Origin of the sequence: Actinomycetospora lutea, from assembly GCF_028737205.1 — a bacterium.
Taxonomy (GTDB): domain Bacteria; phylum Actinomycetota; class Actinomycetes; order Mycobacteriales; family Pseudonocardiaceae; genus Actinomycetospora; species Actinomycetospora lutea.
In genome coordinates this window covers 1-16,217 of the sequence record NZ_JAQZAL010000021.1, presented here as the reverse complement: position 1 = coordinate 16,217, position 16,217 = coordinate 1, and the positions used below count along the sequence as shown (strand labels likewise).

General features: G+C 74.2%; 18 protein-coding genes. 7 read left to right on the top strand and 11 right to left on the bottom strand.

What is annotated here, in order from left to right; genetic code table 11:
* Positions 1–2: 2 nt before the first annotated feature.
* The 3 genes from PHK61_RS21640 to PHK61_RS21630 form a co-directional block, all read right to left on the bottom strand.
* On the bottom strand, positions 3–482 hold the full coding sequence (locus PHK61_RS21640; protein ID WP_274283093.1) for an SRPBCC family protein: 480 nt from the start codon (positions 480–482) through the stop codon (positions 3–5).
* A complete protein-coding gene (locus PHK61_RS21635) occupies positions 479–802 on the bottom strand; it encodes an ArsR/SmtB family transcription factor (RefSeq protein WP_274283092.1) in 324 nt (107 codons plus the stop codon). The genes PHK61_RS21640 and PHK61_RS21635 overlap by 4 nt, the downstream gene beginning before the upstream one ends.
* Positions 803–866: 64 nt before the next feature.
* Positions 867–1,976, bottom strand: a complete 1,110-nt coding sequence (locus PHK61_RS21630; RefSeq protein ID WP_274283091.1) for a cation diffusion facilitator family transporter — start codon at positions 1,974–1,976, stop codon at positions 867–869.
* A 214-nt stretch (positions 1,977–2,190) separates the two neighbouring features.
* Here PHK61_RS21630 and PHK61_RS21625 point away from each other — a divergent pair, with 214 nt between their 5' ends.
* Positions 2,191–2,511: an ArsR/SmtB family transcription factor gene (locus PHK61_RS21625; protein WP_337993992.1), complete on the top strand. Its 321-nt coding sequence runs from the start codon at positions 2,191–2,193 to the stop codon at positions 2,509–2,511.
* An 11-nt stretch (positions 2,512–2,522) separates the two neighbouring features.
* On the opposite strand, the gene PHK61_RS21620 is transcribed toward PHK61_RS21625, so the two are convergent.
* Together PHK61_RS21620 and PHK61_RS21615 are read right to left on the bottom strand one after the other, a co-directional pair.
* Complete coding sequence (locus PHK61_RS21620; protein WP_274283089.1) at positions 2,523–4,199, bottom strand: heparan-alpha-glucosaminide N-acetyltransferase domain-containing protein; 1,677 nt, start codon at positions 4,197–4,199, stop codon at positions 2,523–2,525.
* A gap of 149 nt (positions 4,200–4,348) precedes the next feature.
* Positions 4,349–5,602 (bottom strand): APC family permease, encoded by a 1,254-nt coding sequence (locus tag PHK61_RS21615; RefSeq protein WP_274283088.1) that lies wholly within the window; start codon positions 5,600–5,602, stop codon positions 4,349–4,351.
* Positions 5,603–5,684: 82 nt separating this feature from the next.
* Here PHK61_RS21615 and PHK61_RS21610 point away from each other — a divergent pair, with 82 nt between their 5' ends.
* On the top strand, positions 5,685–6,461 hold the full coding sequence (locus PHK61_RS21610) for an arsenate reductase/protein-tyrosine-phosphatase family protein (RefSeq protein WP_274283087.1): 777 nt from the start codon (positions 5,685–5,687) through the stop codon (positions 6,459–6,461).
* Entirely contained in the window at positions 6,458–6,889 is a 432-nt protein-coding gene (locus PHK61_RS21605; RefSeq protein WP_274283086.1) for a VOC family protein, read from the top strand. Before PHK61_RS21610 ends, PHK61_RS21605 begins: the two co-directional genes overlap by 4 nt.
* Here the strand turns inward: PHK61_RS21605 and PHK61_RS21600 are convergent.
* Complete coding sequence (locus PHK61_RS21600) at positions 6,864–7,214, bottom strand: DUF6223 family protein (RefSeq protein WP_274283085.1); 351 nt, start codon at positions 7,212–7,214, stop codon at positions 6,864–6,866. The two genes, PHK61_RS21605 and PHK61_RS21600, sit on opposite strands and share 26 nt — an antisense overlap.
* Before the next feature lie 239 nt (positions 7,215–7,453).
* Between PHK61_RS21600 and PHK61_RS21595 the strand changes: the two genes are divergently transcribed.
* The 3 genes from PHK61_RS21595 (at position 7,454) to PHK61_RS21585 (ending at position 9,694) form a co-directional block, all read left to right on the top strand.
* Positions 7,454–8,626 (top strand): sensor histidine kinase, encoded by a 1,173-nt coding sequence (locus PHK61_RS21595; protein WP_274283084.1) that lies wholly within the window; start codon positions 7,454–7,456, stop codon positions 8,624–8,626.
* Positions 8,623–9,321: a response regulator gene (locus PHK61_RS21590; protein WP_274283083.1), complete on the top strand. Its 699-nt coding sequence runs from the start codon at positions 8,623–8,625 to the stop codon at positions 9,319–9,321. Before PHK61_RS21595 ends, PHK61_RS21590 begins: the two co-directional genes overlap by 4 nt.
* Positions 9,322–9,415: 94 nt before the next feature.
* A complete protein-coding gene (locus PHK61_RS21585) occupies positions 9,416–9,694 on the top strand; it encodes a hypothetical protein (protein ID WP_274283082.1) in 279 nt (92 codons plus the stop codon).
* A gap of 209 nt (positions 9,695–9,903) precedes the next feature.
* Here the strand turns inward: PHK61_RS21585 and PHK61_RS21580 are convergent, their stop codons facing one another.
* From PHK61_RS21580 to PHK61_RS21565, 4 genes are all read right to left on the bottom strand, one after another.
* On the bottom strand, positions 9,904–10,773 hold the full coding sequence (locus PHK61_RS21580) for a M48 family metallopeptidase (RefSeq protein ID WP_274283081.1): 870 nt from the start codon (positions 10,771–10,773) through the stop codon (positions 9,904–9,906).
* Between the two features lie 220 nt (positions 10,774–10,993).
* Positions 10,994–12,292, bottom strand: a complete 1,299-nt coding sequence (locus tag PHK61_RS21575; protein WP_274283080.1) for a metal-dependent hydrolase family protein — start codon at positions 12,290–12,292, stop codon at positions 10,994–10,996.
* 32 nt (positions 12,293–12,324) lie between these two features.
* The gene (locus PHK61_RS21570) at positions 12,325–13,089 is read right to left on the bottom strand and encodes an alpha/beta fold hydrolase (RefSeq protein ID WP_274283079.1); all 765 of its coding nucleotides are present in this window, start codon (positions 13,087–13,089) and stop codon (positions 12,325–12,327) included.
* A 25-nt stretch (positions 13,090–13,114) separates the two neighbouring features.
* On the bottom strand, positions 13,115–13,987 hold the full coding sequence (locus PHK61_RS21565; RefSeq protein WP_274283078.1) for a fumarylacetoacetate hydrolase family protein: 873 nt from the start codon (positions 13,985–13,987) through the stop codon (positions 13,115–13,117).
* Between the two features lie 200 nt (positions 13,988–14,187).
* On the opposite strand from PHK61_RS21565, the gene PHK61_RS21560 reads away from it, so the two are divergent.
* Positions 14,188–14,901 (top strand): FadR/GntR family transcriptional regulator, encoded by a 714-nt coding sequence (locus PHK61_RS21560; protein ID WP_274283077.1) that lies wholly within the window; start codon positions 14,188–14,190, stop codon positions 14,899–14,901.
* 187 nt (positions 14,902–15,088) lie between these two features.
* Here the strand turns inward: PHK61_RS21560 and PHK61_RS21555 are convergent, their stop codons facing one another.
* Positions 15,089–16,093, bottom strand: coding sequence for an isopenicillin N synthase family dioxygenase (locus tag PHK61_RS21555; RefSeq protein WP_274283076.1), 1,005 nt, complete (start codon positions 16,091–16,093; stop codon positions 15,089–15,091).
* Positions 16,094–16,217 lie beyond the last annotated feature (124 nt).

Here is a 16,217-nt window from a genome sequence, read left to right as displayed (position 1 = left end):
GCTCACTGCTGCCCCTCCACCGACTGCGCGAAGGCGGCCAGCAGCGCGACCCAGCCTCCGCCGCCGTGCTCGATGGCGCCGTGCACGCCCTCGCCGCCGACGAGGCGCTCGAAGTGGCGGTGCTCCACCTCGACCGTGGTCTGCTCGGGCCCGTCGGCGTGGAAGCGGACCTCGATCTCGCTCGCGTGCGTCGGGTCGGGGTCGAACTGCCAGTCGCCGCCGATCTGCCAGGTGAACACCACCCGCTCCGGGGGCTCCCAGGTCAGGACCCGTCCCCAGTCGCACTCGCTGCCGTCGACGCCGCGCTCGAACCAGCGCCCGCCCTCACCCGGCTCCAGGATCACGTCGGCGACCTCGGCGGCGCCGATGTGGTACTGCCGCGGCCACCACGCCCCGAAGTGGCCGGTGAACAGCTCGAAGGCGCGCTCACGCCCGACGTTCACGGTGGTCTTGCCCTCGATCGCCGGGATCGGTGTGGTCATGGCTGCTCCTCGGTGGCGTTCTGGTCGACGAACTTGTGAAAGTCCGCCAGGGCGTGCTCCCAGACGCCGTCGAGCCAGGCTCGCAGGGCTGCGACGCCCTGTGGATCGAGCCGGTAGATGCGCCGCGTGCCCTCGGCGTGGGAGACGACGAGCCCGCCGTCCTTGAGGGCCTTGAGGTGCTGCGACACCGCGGGGCGGCTGATCGGGAGCTGTTCGGCGAGCTCGCGGACCGAGCTGGGCCGGCGCGCCAGCATCTCGAAGATCGCCCGGCGCATGGGGTCGCCCAGCAACCCCAGCCCGGCATCTCGGTAAGCTGACACGAACGGTAAGTGTAGAGCGACCGATGCCGGAACGGAAGACGCCGCACCCTGTGCGCCGACAGGTCTACGACCCGGTGCGCGCCGTCCGTTCCCGGTACGCGGCGCGGGCGGCCTCGGACGCGTGGTGGCCGGAGAGCTCGTGCAGGTCGCCGGGCACCGCGCCGCCGACCGTCGGGTGGAGGTGGACCTGCATGCGGTCGAGGTTGCCGATGGCGTGCATGAGCTCGTGCTCGACGTGCTCCGCGACGTCGTGCCCCTCCCGCAGCGACAGGTCCGCGTCGACACCGATCTCGGCGTCCCCCTCCATGCGGTGGCCCACCCAGCGCGCGCGGACCAGCCCCACCTCGCGGACCCCGTCGACGCCGGCGATCACCGCACGCATCCGGGCCACGGCGCCGGGCTCGACGCCGTCCAGGAGCCGACGCACGATGATCACCCCAGAATTGATCAGGATGCCGGTGATCACGGCAGCGATGAGGAGACCGACGATCGCGTCGGCGCGCTCGACGCCGAGCCACACCCCGACGACGCCGACGACGACCGCGACCGAGGTGAGGCCGTCGGCCCGTGCGTGCTGACCTTCCGCGATCAGGGCGGCGGAGCCGATCCGCCGCCCGGTGCGGATGCGGTGGATCGCGACGATCTCGTTGCCCAGCGCGCCCACGACGCCCGCGGCGAACACCCACCACGGGTTGGTCAGCGGTCTCGGGTCGATCAGCGCGTCGACGGACTCCCGGACGATGAGGACGATCGAGGCCAGGATGACCAGCGAGATCAGCAGGCCCACGAGCTCCTCGGCGCGCCGGAACCCGTAGGGGTACCGATCCGTCGCCGCCCGCCGGCCGAGCTGGAAGGCCATGATCAACGGGATCGTGGTGACGGCGTGCCCGAGGTTGTGCAGCGTGTCCGCGAGCAGGGCGATCGAGCCCGACGCCGCGACGATGACGACCTGGGCGATCGCGGTCGCCGTCATGCCGGCCAGCCCGATCCACGCGGTGCGGATGCCGTCGCGCGCCGAGCACTCCGCGGTGTTGATCGCGTCCACGGCGTCGTGGGCGTGTGGGACGACCGCGTGACGCACCCGCGCCAGCAGGCCGGTCCGCCGGGGCTCGTGGCCGTGGCCGTGGCCGTGTCCGTGGCCGTGCGCGTGCCGGCCGGTCGCGGACTCGTCCACGTCGGAACCTCCCTCTCGCGCCGGAGCCCCGAGTGTAGGTAACGCGTGCTCGCGTGCGCACGCGAACACGCGAAATGCCAGGGCCTGGCGGGAGCACCGGAGCGGCTGGTCCGCACGACCGGCGCCGGGCTCGGGTGGCAGGGTCGGTCGCGTGGACCGCGAGCAGCTCCCTGCCCCCGCCGAGCAGTGGTCACAGCTACCGACGCTGCCCCGCGTGGAAGCGGCGACGGAGGGGCTGCGGATGCTCGCGGACCCGACGCGCTTCCGGCTGCTGTGGCTGCTGTGCGGCGCCGAGCTCGACGTCACGACGCTGGCCGAACGGCTCGGGATCGCGCGACCGTCGGTGTCGCAACATCTCGCGAAGCTGCGCCTCGTCGGGCTCGTCACGCAGCGCCGCGACGGACGCCGCCAGGTCTATCGCGCTCGCGACACGCACGTGGGCCGCCTGCTCAGCGAGGCGGTCCGCGACGCCGACCACCGCGGGACCGCCGACGCTCCCGACGCCCACCACGCCCACCACGCCCGGCATCCCTGAGGACCCTCGGGTCAGCCCGCGTCGGCCGGATCGTCGTCCGCTCCGGGCTCCGGTGCGTCGCCCGTGTCGCCCGTGTCGGCGTCGCCGCCGGCTGCCGGGTCCTCGGTGTCGGCTGCGCCGGCGGGGTCCGGTGCGCCCGGCGCGTCGGGGACCGCGCCGGGGTCCTGCGGGCCCGACGTCTCGTCGGCGGTGTCGGACTCCGCGCTCGTCGCGGCCGCGTCGCTCGTCGCCGGGAACGCGAGGGCGACGCCGGCTCCGGCGGCGACCGCGACGAGGAGCGCGGCGACGGCGATCGCGGACCGGAGCCGCGACACGACGCCCGGGCGTGCGGCCGTGTCGGTGCTGCGCGGCGGAGCGGCGACGACGGCGTCGACGAGCGTGGCCACGCCGGTCTCCAACGGGCCTCGCCCCACGCGTCGCTGCCAGAGGATGCCGGCGGTGAGGGCGACGACCGCCTGGGCGAGGAAGAGGACCCACGGGTCGCTCGCGGGGGCGAGCCCGGTGACCACGACGTGCAGGACGTAGAAGGTCAGGGTCATCGAGCCGGCCGCGGCGAGCGGGGCCCGGGCGGCGGAGAGGATGCGGCCGGGCGTGCGGTCGGCCCAGCGGGCGACCAGGCGGTCGAGCAGGAGCATCGCGCCCAGGACCGCCAGCGAGGTGCCGATGGTGCGGGCCATGTCGAACGGGGTGGAGGAGTGCGGCAGGGTGACCGCGAGCCACCACCAGCTCGTGGTCGGCGTGACGCCGGTGGGTCCTTCGGTGAACAGCGCGGCGAGCTCCTCGGGCGCGAGGCCGGGAGCGGTGAGGACCTGCGTGAGTTCGCCGGCGGCCTCCAGGAGCAGCGCCGAGGACGCGGCGGCGATCGCGGCGAGCGCCGCCCCGCCGAGGGCGAGTGCGGCGGCGACCTTGGTGCTGTCGAGGCGCAGGCGGCCGACGGCGATGCCGACGCAGAGGTAGGCCAGCCAGTGCCAGACCGGGTAGGCGCCGGTGAACAGCAGGGTGGTGAGCAGGCCGGCGGGGTCGGTCAGCAAGAAGGTGAACGACGGGTCGAGCAGCTCGCCGGGCGGCAGCTGCGCGCGCAGCAGGAACCCGGTGACGGGGGCGATGACGACGAGCGCCGCTCCGAGCCCGGCGAGCGCGCGGGTCGAGAGGAGCACCAGCGGCACGGCGAGCATGAACAGCAGGCCGTAGTAGGTCAGGATCACGTCGATGCTCCCGAGCGCGGCCTGACCGAGGGCGAGCCCGACCGTCCCGATCGCGAGGCCCCGGACCACCAGGCGCAGCGCGTGCCGGCGCGCGGTCCCGGTGCCGGGCTCGAGGCGGCGCCGTCCGGTCAGCAGCGCGACCGAGAGGCCGGCCAGGACGCCGAACAGCGCCGCGGCGGGCCCGTTCACCAGGCGCCCGGCCAGCGTGGGCTGGTCGCCGTCGGCGAGGGGGAGCGTGTGGGCGGCGATCATCCCGAGCAGCGCGAGGCCCCGGGCGAGGTCGATGCCACGGACACGGGAGGTCGGCGCCGCGGCGGGGGTGGCGACCAGCGGGACCGTCGCGGGACGTGGTGTCGCGGCGAGCGTCACCGTCGGCGGGTCGACCGGCTGGGGTCGCGCCGGGGGGCGCACGGCCGGGAAGCGATCGGTGACCGCACCGGGCGACCTCGGGGTCCGCGGACGTGGTGGCTCGGTCGTGGTCATCGAGGGCTCCCTGGCGCCTGCGGCGGTGACCACTGAAGCCTCCGCCGCACGGGGCCCGCGCAGAATCGCCGTCGGGGCACGGGGATCGCTCATCGAGGTCAGGCTCGTGTCACCCCGGGGTAAGCCCCGGTCGGGTGGACCGGGCGGTGTCACGGCCTCGGTCGTGCAGCCACCCGGCGGAGGGCGCGGTACGCGACGCCGACCGCGACGACGATCAGGCCGGCGACGACGGCCTGCCAGGGCAGGGTGGCGGCGAGCAGCAGGCAGCCGGCGGCGCCGAGGACCTGCAGCCACCGCGGGAACCGTCGGTGCTCGCCGACCTGGGTCGCGGCCGCCAGGTTGGCGACCAGGTAGTAGGCGAGCACGCCGAACGACGAGAACCCGATCGCCCCGCGCAGGTCGACGGTCAGCACGAGCAGTGACACGACCCCGACGACGGCGACCTCGGCGCGGTGGGGCACGCGGAAGCGGGGATGCACCGCGGCGAGCCACGGGGGGAGGTCGGCGTGGCGGGCCATGGCCAGCACGGTCCGCCCGATGCCGGCGATCAGCGCCAGCAGCGCCCCGAGAGCGGCCGCCGCCCCGCCCACGGCCACGATCGGCACCGCCCAGGGGTGGTCGGCGACGGTGTCGATCAGCGGTGCCGACGAGGCGGCGAGGCGGTCGGGGCCGAGGGCGAGCAGCACGGTGACCGCGACGACCGCGTAGACACCGACGGCCACGGCCAGGGCGATGACGACGGCGCGCGGGATGGTGCGGCGCGGGTCGCTGACCTCTTCGCCCAGCGTGGCGATGCGGGCGTAGCCCGCGAAGGCGAAGAAGAGCAGACCCGCGGACTGCAGCACGCCGTACAGGCCGGGTCCGCCGAGCCCGCCCTCGCCCGGGAACCGGACGTCGGTGGGCGCGCCGAGGAGCCCGACGCCGACGACCACGGCCAGGGCGACCAGCACGATCACGACGAGGATGCGGGTGAGCCGGGCGGTGCGGGTGATGCCGCGGAAGTTCACGGCGCCCAGGGCCAGCACCGCCACCACGGCGACCGGCCGTTGCCACGCGGGCGGCACGGCGTAGGCCGCGAAGGTCAGGGCCATGGCGGCGCAGCTGGCGGTCTTGCCGACGACGAAGCCCCAGCCGGCGAGGAACCCCCACCAGTCGCCCAGGCGCTCGCGGCCGTAGACGTAGGTCCCGCCCGAGACCGGGTACTGCGCGGCGAGCTGCGCCGACGCCGTGGCGTTGCCGTACGCGACCACGGCCGCGACGGCCAGCCCGATCAGCAGTCCGGCGCCGGCAGCCGCCGCGGCCGGTGCGAAGGCGGAGAACACGCCGGCACCGACCATCGACCCGATGCCGATCAGCACCGCGTCGGTCAGCCCGAGCCGACGGGCCAGGTGGGGGTCGCTCACGACGGCTCCCTCGCTCGACCACCCCGAACAATGCATCAATTTCGTTTGATGAATCGGGTGGTCCGCGCGCATACTGCTGCGCATGCCGCTCGGGAGTCAAGACACCGTGCCGCCGGCCTTCGTGCAGCTGGCGGCGCATCCCGTGCGGTGGCGGCTCATGACCGAGCTCGCCGGGAGCGACCTCCGCGTCCGGGAGCTGGTGACGCGGCTCGCCGAGCCCCAGAACCTGGTCTCCTACCACCTGCGGCTGCTGCGCGACGGCGGGCTGGTCCGGGCCACCCGCAGCTCGGCCGATCGGCGCGACAGCTACTACCACCTCGACCTCGGCCGCTGCGCCGACGAGCTCGCCGGGAGCGGGACGGCGCTCCACCCGGCCCTGCGCACCACGCCCTCGGCACCACCGGTACGACCCGGAACGCGACCTCCCTCGATCCTGTTCGTCTGCACCGGCAACAGCGCCCGGTCGCCCGTGGCCGAGGCGCTGCTCTCCCATCGCTCGGCCGGCGCGGCCCGGGCGACGAGCGCCGGCAGCCGACCGAAGGAGCACCTGCACCCCGCCGCGGTCCGCGTCCTGCGCGAGCGGTTCGGCATCGACGTGTCCGACCGGCGTCCCCGACACCTGGACGACGTCGCCGCCGAGTCGTTCGACCTCGTCGTCACCCTGTGCGACAAGGCGCGGGAGGACTGCCCGGAGTTCCCCGGCCACGTCCGGCGCGTCCACTGGAGCATCCCGGACCCGGCCGGGCTCGACGCGCCGGACCACGCGGCCTTCGAGCGGGCCGCCGACGACATCGACGGGCGGGTCCGGCACCTGCTGCCCGTCCTCGCCACGACCGATCCCCGAGAGGATGAGCGATGAACCCGACCGACCAGTACGTCAGCGTCCGCTACCTCGTCGACGACGTCGGGGCCGCCGTCGACTTCTACGTCGACCACCTCGGGTTCACGCTCAACCGGAGCGCCGCGCCCGCCTTCGCCGACGTCCTGCGGGGTCGTCTCCGGCTCCTGCTCTCCGGCCCCGCCAGCTCCGGTGCGCGTGCCACGCCCGAGGACGCCGCGATGCCCGGCCGCAACCGCATCCATCTCGAGGTCGACGACCTGGACGTCGAGATCGGTCGCCTGCGTGCTGCCGGTCTGCCCTTCCGCAGTGACCTCGTCTCCGGGCCCGGCGGCCAGCAGGTCCTGATCGCGGACCCGGACGGCAACCTCGTGGAGCTGTTCCAGCCGGCACACCCCGGAGGGTCGGCGCGCCCGGCCGAGGTCAGGCCGACGTCCGGGTCCGCGTGAGGGCGATCCCCCCGAGACCGGCGCCGGCCAGCCCCAGGACCACGGCGACCACGGCCCCGGCGAGACCGTTGCCGGTCCCGAGCCCGCCCGCCGCGGTCGCGGCGTGCAGGCCGCCGACGATCGCGGCCACGAGCCCGAGCACCAGGGCCGCGACGGGTCGGCTCCGGGCGCCGCGACGAGCCAGGGCCACGGCGCCGAGGACCACGGCGGCCAGACCGATCACCGCGGCGACGCTCGGCACCGTCCGCCCGGCGCCGAGCTCGTAGCCGGCCACGCCGACCGCGTCCGTCGCTCGCAGCACGGCGAGGAGCAGGTCATCAGACATCGGAGAACACCTCCCGTTTCGGTACGGCGCCGAGACTGGACCCCCGGGACCACCCCGGGCGTCCCGCCACGGACGTCTGTCCGGTCTGCGGAGACCGTCGTACGGTGCGCCTCCGGGGGTGGTCCCTACCGCCGGCGGGGTACGGCCGCAGGCACCTCGCCGGGCGGACGCGTGCTGTCCCCACGAGGCGCACCATGACGCACGGGCCGCGCCCCCGGCCCGGACGGGGAGGCGGATCGATGAGCGACACCAGGGCGGACCCCCCGCGTCGCCACACGTCCTCGGCGGCGGTCGACGTCGGGCTGGGTGTCGTGCTCGCCGTGCTGGTCCTCGTCACGGCGTGGGCCGGGATCGGTCCGGTGTCGACTCCGGCCCCACGCGGGCTCGACGCCGGCGCGTTCGGCCTCGCCGCAGGCCTCGCCGCCTCGGTGGCGCTCCGTCGCCGGCATCCGCGCGCGACGCTCGCCGCGAGCAACGCGATCGTCCTGGTCTGGTTCCTGGGTCCCTACCCCGGGCGCCTCGTCGCGCTCGTCCCGTTGCTCGGCTGCTTCACCCTGGCCGCCGACCGCGGCTGGCGGTGGGGCCTGGCCGGCGCGGCCGTCACGGCCGGGGTCCAGATCCTGGCGATCCGTGTCGTCCTCGGGGACGTCGACACCGTCGGCGTGGTGCCGATCGCGGTCCTTCTCGCCGCCACCGCCGGGAGCGCGGGCGCGGCCGTCGGCTACTACCGCGCCCTGCTGGCGAGCACGCGCGCCGAGCTCGCCAGGGAGACCTCGCTCCGTGAGGAGCGGGGCCGCCGTCTGATCGCCGAGGAACGGCTGCGCATCGCCCGCGAGCTGCACGACGTGGTCGGACACTCGATGGCGACGATCAGCGTGCAGGCGGGCGTCGGCCTGCACGTCCTCGAGCAGCGTCCCGGCCAGGCCGGCGAGGCCCTGGCGGCGATCAAGGGCATCTGCGACACCGGCCTGGCCGATGTCAAGGCCGTCCTCGCGGCCCTGCGCACCTCCGACGACGTCGAGCAGCCCGCCGGACTCGACCGTCTGGCCTCGTTGCTGGAGACCGTCGAGGGTGCCGGCCTGCAGATCGAGCTCGACGTCGACCGCGACCGACCGGCGCTGCCGGTACCCGTCGACCTGGCCGCCTACCGCATCGTCCAGGAGGCGCTCACCAACGTGATCCGGCACGCCGACGCCCGCACGGTCTGGCTGGCCGTGGAGCACCAGCCGTCCCGGCTCGTCGTGCGTGTCCGTGACGACGGCACCGCGACGCCGCCGACCGACGGTGACGGGCAGGGCATCGACGGCATGCGCGAACGGGCCCGCGCGCTCGCCGGCACGCTGACGGCCGGGCCCCGCCCCGACGGCGGTTTCGAGGTCCGCGCCGAGCTCCCCGTGCCGGAGGTCCGGTGACGTCCGCCGGCGACACCCTGCGGGTGCTGATCGCCGACGACGAGGCGCTCGTCCGCGGCGGCTTCCGGGTGCTGATCGACGCCGAGCCCGGGATGACCGTGGTCGGCGAAGCGGGGGACGGTGCCACCGCGGTCGACCTCGCCCGACGGACCCGTCCCCACGTCGTGCTCATGGACATCCGGATGCCGGGCGTCGACGGGCTCGCCGCGACCCGTGAGATCGCCGGGGACGCCGACCTCGCCGGGGTCCACGTCCTCGTCCTCACGACGTTCGACCACGACGAGAACGTCATCGAGGCCCTCGGAGCCGGGGCCGCCGGCTTCCTGGTCAAGAACACCGAACCCCGCCAGCTCCTGAACGGCATCCGGGTCGTCGCGGGCGGCGAGGCCCTGCTGTCCCCCGGACCCACGCGCCGCCTCGTCGCACGCCTCGTCAGCGGCCCCGGCGCACCCCGCGTCGACCGGTCCGCGCTGACCCGGCTGACGACGCGCGAGCGGGAGATCGTCGGGCTCGTCGCCCACGGACTGGGCAACGAGGAGATCGCCGAGCACCTCACGATCAGTCCCGCGACGGTGAAGACCCACGTCGGGCGGGCCATGGTCAAGCTCGGCGTCCACGACCGCGCCCAGCTCGTCGTCGTCGCCTTCCGACACCGCCTCGTCGCACCGCCGGACCCCGCCCGCGACGGCGAGTGAGCCACGGTCGGATCACCCGACGTGGATGAGGCCGCTCCGGCGCCCGGGGCCCACGGTGTGGGCACCGAGGAACCGCGACGCGGAGGAGCAACCGATGACGTCCGACGGTGCCGCCGCCGCCTCGTCGGCGGCGACGACCGAGAAGGATGAGTCCTCCCGGTGGGAGTGGCACGTCGAGATCCCGTACGTCGGTCCGGTCGGGTGGCCGCTGACCGGCAGCCTCAGCTACCTGATCACCGTCGGCGCGCTCGCCGCGTTCGAGGTGATCCCGTGGCCCGTCGCCGGCCTGCTCGGGCTCGGTCACGTCATGGCCCGCAACCGGGACAACACGGTGGTCCGCGAGATCGGCAGTGGCCTGAAGGTGGTCGGCTGACCCGGAGCGAGCCCGGTCGGCGGGGATCGTCGAGCCCGTGCTGCGCCGGGAGGTCGCCGCCGACCGGCGGATCCGTCTGCTGTACCTCCTCGGAGCCGGGCTGCGCGAGTACGAGGGCGACGCCCTGGCCGAGGAACTGAAGTTCGCCGTCCGCCGCGCCACGTCCCACGGCGTGGGTGGCCGGCGAGGGGGAGCAGGAGCCGTGACCGTCAGCCGGCGGACTCCTGTGTCCGCACGGCCACGAGCGGGCCGGGCGGGTGCAGCAGCCCGAGGTCGACCAGGCGGTCGAGGCGACGGACGGTGAAGGGGTGCGACCGGGGCAGCTGGGCCAGACCGACCCAGAAGCCGCGCAGGAGCCGGCCCTGCTCCAGCAGCTGGGCGACGTCGACGTCGCTCTCCGTGTACCGCCCGGACGTGAGCAGGACGAGTCCGGCGGCGCCGTCCGGGGACGCCGCGGCACCGTGCCGGTCGCACGAGTACTCCCGCAGCCGCGACAGCGTGGGCCCGAGGACCGGGATGCGCGCGGAGTAGGCGACCGCGATCTGGTACCAGAGCGACACGTGATGCAGCCGGATGTGCCCCAGCTCGTGGCCGAGGACGAACCGCAGGCCGTCCCGGTTGTGGGCGTACAGGTTGGCGAAGAGCTCGCTGTGGAGCACGACGTAGTCGTGCCCGGCGGCCTGGGCGGCGAAGGCGTTGAGCTCGCCGTTGCCGTTCGTGACGAAGACGTCGGGGCATCTCGGCAGTCGCAGGGCCGCGGCGAGCTCGTCCGCCGTGCGGTACAGCTCCGGGAACTGCCGCTCCGAGAGCAGCACCGCGGTGCCCCGTACCGTCGCCCGCTGGACCTCGCGGACGACCACGAGCGCCGGCACGAACAACAACAGGGCGATCAGCGCGGCGCGGACGGCGTCCGCCCCGGCCGACCCCTGGAGCGACTCGGGCAGGAACGGGACGACGACCGCGGCCCACACGATCACCAGCACGATGACGACGTTCAGGGCGACCATGACGACGAAGAACGGGACCTCGGCGGGGTGGCGCAACGACGGTCCCCGCCCGGCGGCGCCCCGACCCGACATCGTCGTCCCCCGATCCGGCGCCGTCCGCGGGCGTCGCCCCCACCCTCACCGGACGGGACGACGCCCACGTCACCCGCACGGGATGATCTGACGCCCTCGTCCCGCCCCGTGGCTGTCGCCGTCCTGCTGGTGGCCGGATCGTCGTGGTCGCCGCCTCGAGCCGGTCCCGGACCGGGCACCGGCGTGACGCCCGGCCCCCTCGGACGACGCGCTTCCGGGATCAGGGACGGGCCTCGACGTACTGCCGGGTCGTCCCGCTGACCTGCCCGGCGGGCGCGTCGAGGCCGCTGCTGGTGACCAGCGGCTGGTCCTCCTTGTGGAACTTGCCGTCCTTCATGATCGCGTGCAGGGCGTCGTGGTCCTGCAGGATCGTGATGTCGGAGATCGGGTCGCCGTCGACGAGGACGAGGTCGGCGAGGTAGCCGGGCTGGACCTTCCCGAGCTCGTCGGGCCGCAGCATGATCTCGCCGCCCCACGCGGTGGCCGAGATGATCGCCTCCATCGGCGTGAAGCCGAGGCGCTCGACGAAGTGCTCGAGGTCGCGGGCGTAGGTGCCGTGCGGGGTCCAGGCGAAGCCGTAGTCGCCGCCGGGCAGCAGCGTGATGCCGCGCCGGTGCATCTCGCGCAGGCCCTCGGTGGCCATCTCGAGCTCCTTCTTGTACCCGACGGCCTCGGCGGCCTCCTGCGGGAACCCGAAGGCCTCGGCCTCGTAGAGCGTCGCGATCAGCCAGTTGATCCCGGGGGCGACGAACACCCAGTCCTTGTTGGCCTCGAGCATGTCCATGCCCTCGGCGTCGGTGAAGCTGGCGTGGTAGATGATGTCGACCTTGTTGCGGACACACATCTTGACGCTCTCGGCGGAGCGGGCGTGGGCGCAGACGCGCTTGCCGCGGCGGTGGGCCTCGGTGACCGCGGCGGCGACCTCCTCGTCGGAGAAGTAGGTGTCCTCGGCGCGCTGCGTGCCGGTGATCTCCTCGCCGGTCATCGACAGCTTGATCTGGTCGACGCCGAGGTCGATGAGCTGCCGGACCGCGAGCCGCATGCCCTCGGGGCCGTCGGCGAACTTGGTGATCGACTTGATGAGGGCGCCGCCGGTGACGGCGATCTCGGGGCCGTTGGCGAGGTAGCGCGGGCCCGGGATGCGCCCGGCGTTGATGGCGTCGCGGCAGACGACGTCGAGGCGCTCCTTGGCCGACGCGGCACCGAGGCACATCGTGTAGCCGGAGTCGATGTACTTCTTCGCTGACTCGACGGCGAAGAGGAGGTGCTCCTCGACGGGCATGGTGCCCAGGCCGTCGAGGTCGGCGGAGTTGTTCCAGCTGAAGTGGGTGTGCGCGTCGCACAGCCCGGACATGAGCGTGCGGCCCCGGCCCTCGACGACCTGCGCGTGCAGCGCGCGGGACTCGTCGACGGTGCCGACGGCGGCGATCCGGTCGTCCTCGACGAGCACGTCGCCGGGGTACGGGTCGGCGCCCGTGGAGTCGAGGATGGAGACGTTGCGGAAGAGGACCTTGCTCATGACGGCTCCTCGTCGTCGAGGGGTGGTGTGGGTCAGAAGAACTTGAGGAGGTGCTCGGTGACCTCGTGCGGCTTCTCGAGCGCGGTCCAGTGACCGCAGTCGGTGAGGATCTCCGCGACGGCCGAGCCGTGGGACTCGGCGAGCGCCTGGGTGACCGCGGGGGCGCCGACGCCGTCGACCGCACCGGTGAGCAGCAGCAGCGGCAGGGCCGGGTCGACCGGGCCGGGGTCGTTCGCCCCCGCCAGCGCCTCGCAGGACCGGGCGTAGCCCTCGGGGTCCTGGCGCAGGACCAGCTCGCGGACGCACGCCGCGGTCGCGGGGTGGTCGCGGCGGGTCGCCTCGGCGGTCGCGTTGGTCATCACCGCGTCGGCGACGGCGGCCATGCCCTCGGCGCGGACCTTCGCCGCGCGGTCGTGCTGGCCCTGCTGGCCGGCCTCGGGCAGCGGCGCGGGCACGGCACCCAGGAGCGCGAGGTGGCTGACGAGCTCCGGGCGGCGGGCGGCGAGGCTGCGCACGGTGATCGTCGCCATCGAGTGCCCGACGACCCTCGCCGGGCCGGCGTCGAGGTCCTCGACGAGCGCCGCGAGGTCGTTCGCGAAGCCCTCGATCGACAGTGTGCCGGCGACGGGCGAGCGCCCGGAGCCCTCCATGTCGGGCCGGATCACCGTGAACCGTTCGGCGAGCGCCGCGACCTGGGGCTGGTAGAAGTTCGACGTCCCGCCGAGACCGTGCACCAGCAGGACGGGCGGGCCGTCCCCGGTGACCTCGACGGCGAGCTCCTTGCCGTTGACCTGCACGCGTTCGTCCTCCTCGGGGAGTCGTTCAGCGGATGGTGTTGCGCAGGGCACCGAGGCCCGTGATCGCGCACTCGACGACGTCGCCGGAGCGCAGGAAGCGGGGCGGTTCGAAACCGATGCCGACGCCCGCGGGCGTGCCGGTGGCGATGACGTCGCCGGGCAGCAGCGTGATGCCCGCGGAGATCACGCGGATCAGCTCGGGCACGTCGAAGATGAGATCGGCGACCGGCGCCTTCTGGCGGGGCTCCCCGTTGACCGTGCAGGACACCTCGAGCGCGCCCAGATCGGCGATCTCGTCGGCGCTCACCGCCCACGGACCCATCGGGGCGTGGGTGTCGAGCGACTTGCCGAGCAGCCACTGCTTGTGGTCGCGCTGCACGTCGCGGGCGGTGACGTCGTTGACGATCGTGTAGCCCCACACGTGCTCCGGGGCCCGCTCGCGGGAGATGCCGCGCCCGCCGCGGCCGATGATGACGCCGAGCTCGGCCTCGTAGTCGAGCTCCCGGGTCACCGCCGGGTGGGACTCGACGTCGTCGAACGGGCCGGTGACCGCGGTCGTGGCCTTCGAGAACACGATCGGCTTGTCGGGCAGGTCCTCCGAGCGCTGCGGGGTGTCGTAGCCCGAGCGCCCGAACTCCGCGACGTGCTCGCGGTAGTTCTTGCCGACCGCGAACAGGTCGCGGCGCGGCTCCGGGATCGGCGCCCGCAGCCGCGCGCCCGCCACGACGGGCAGGTCACGCGCGTCGCCGATCGCCGGCCCGAGCCGGTCCCAGGCCTCGATGACCTCGAGCAGTGACCGGTCGCCCACCACCGCGCCCAGGTCGCCGACGGTGGTCCCGTCGTCGTCGACCCGCCCGAGCGCCTCGCGCCCGTCGGCCACGAACGTCACCAGCTTCATGGACACCTCCACCGCACCCCCGGCCGACGTCACGGGCGGCGCAATACCGATCAATCCTGACCAATCGCCGCGTGTGGTGCGTCACGGCGTCACTGGAACGACCGTACGACGCGGCGGGGTGGATGCCAATAGGACGGATGAGATAGCATTGGTCCGGTATTGGTCGGACTGCAGGTGCTCGACGGAAGCAGAGGTGGACGGTGGCCGCACCCCTCGGCGACGACCGCCCGGAGCCGGCGCCCGGCCCGGTGGTCGCCCGACTGCGCACCCTGCTCGACCAGGGACTCTCCGACGGCGCGCTGCGTACCGGGTCGAAGATCCCGACCGAGCGCGCCCTCAGTGAGAGCCTCGGCGCGTCCCGGGGAGCCGTGCGCGCGGCGCTGGCCGAGCTGGAGCGCGAAGGACGGATCACCCGTCACGTGGGACGGGGGACGTTCCTCGCCGAGCTGGGCCGGGACCTCGCGCTGCCCCCGGGAGCGAACGGACCATTGCAGACCAGTCCGGCGGAGATCATGTCGACCCGGCTGGTGCTCGAGCCGGAGGTCGCCGCGCTCGCCGCCCGCCACGCCACCCAGGCCGACATCGACCACGTCGAGCACTGCCTGCGCCGCGGCAACGCCACCACGACCTACGAGGAGTTCGAGGCCTGGGACTCCGCGCTGCACCGCGCCATCGCCGCCGCCGCGCACAACGGGCTGCTGCTCCGGCTCTTCGACACGATGAACGCCGCCCGCGACCTCCCGGTGTGGGGCAACATCAAGCGCCGGTCCGCGACTCCCGAACGCCGGCGTGGCTACGAGAGCTGCCACGGCGAGATCGTCACCGCCCTGGTGGAGCGCGACCCCGACGCTGCTCGCGAGCACATGCGCGCCCACCTCGTCGACGTCCGCACCAACCTGCTCGGCGCGCTCTGACGGTCCGCGGCGCCCTCGTCGGCGAGACGTCGGACGAGCTGATTGCCCGCAGGACGAAGTCCGCCCCGAAAGCCCGCGGCGAGCTGCCACGATGGACAGGCCGGTCCCGGACGCCGTTCCTCCCCCCGGGACGAAGTCCGGGGCCGGCCCACACCCCGGGCGGGCGGAGCGTCCCGAGCGGAGGGGCTCAGGACCTGCTCGGCACCAGGTCGGCGTGGTGGATCGCCGCGACGTCGGGATGGGCGCGCAGGCGGGCCTTGAGCAGGTTGTCGCCGAAGGTGCCGGAGATGACGTTGCCGGGGTCCCGGGTGACCCCGCGGGCCCGGCTCGCGAGCTCCGGCGCCAGGTCGATCCGGGGGACGGTGGAGTCGAGAGCGGGGTTGAAGAAGAACGGGATCGACAGGCGGGTCTCGCCGAGGGGCGGCGAGACGACGCGGTGCCTCGTCGCCTTGAGGTAGCCGTCGGTGGCGAACTCCATCAGCTCGCCGATGTTCACCACGAACGCCCCGGGCAGGGCGGGCGCGTCGAGCCACGCGCCCTCGTGCTCGACCTGGAGCCCGCCCTTGCCCGGCTCGATCATCAGCAGCGTCAGCACGCCGGGATCGTTGTGGGCGCCGACGCCCTGGCCCCGGTCCTCCCGGCCGGGGTAGCGGACGAGCTTGATCAGCGTGGACGGGCGGTCGCCGAAGGTGTCGTCGAAGACGTCGGCGGCGCTGCCGAGCGCCAGCGCCCACGACCGCATCAGCCGGCGAGCGACGACCGAGCACCGCTGCTCCCAGTCGGTGAACACCGTGCGCAGCTCGGGCTGCGCCGCCGGCCAGAGGTTGGGGCCCTCGAGGCGCATGTAGGCGGGGGCGCCCGGGTCGTCGGTGCGGGCGCGCTCGGCGCCGAGGTCGATCTGCTCGCGCCAGTCGACCCGGCCGGCGGTGAGCTCACCGCCGGTGCGGGTGTAGCCGCGGAAGTGCGGGCTGCGCAGCATCTCGATGCCCTGCTTGTCCTGCTCGGGCAGTGCGAAGAACCGCTCGGCCGTGGCGAACGCCCGGGCGGTGACGTCGTCGGGGATGCCGTGCCCGACGAGGTAGAAGAACCCGACCTCGTGCGTCGCCGTGCGCAGGGCGTCGCGGAACGCCGCGGCCGAGGCCTCGTCGCCGTCGAGCATCGCCATGTCGAGGACCGGGAGATTCGTCGACACCGGTGCGTCCATCCGCTCAGCCGCCCCAGGTCCGCAGCCAGACCGTGTCGGGCGAGCGGCGGAGTTCGACGAGGGCGTCCTCGGGGACGGGGGCCTCGGTGTCGGTCAGGACGTAGCCGCGTTC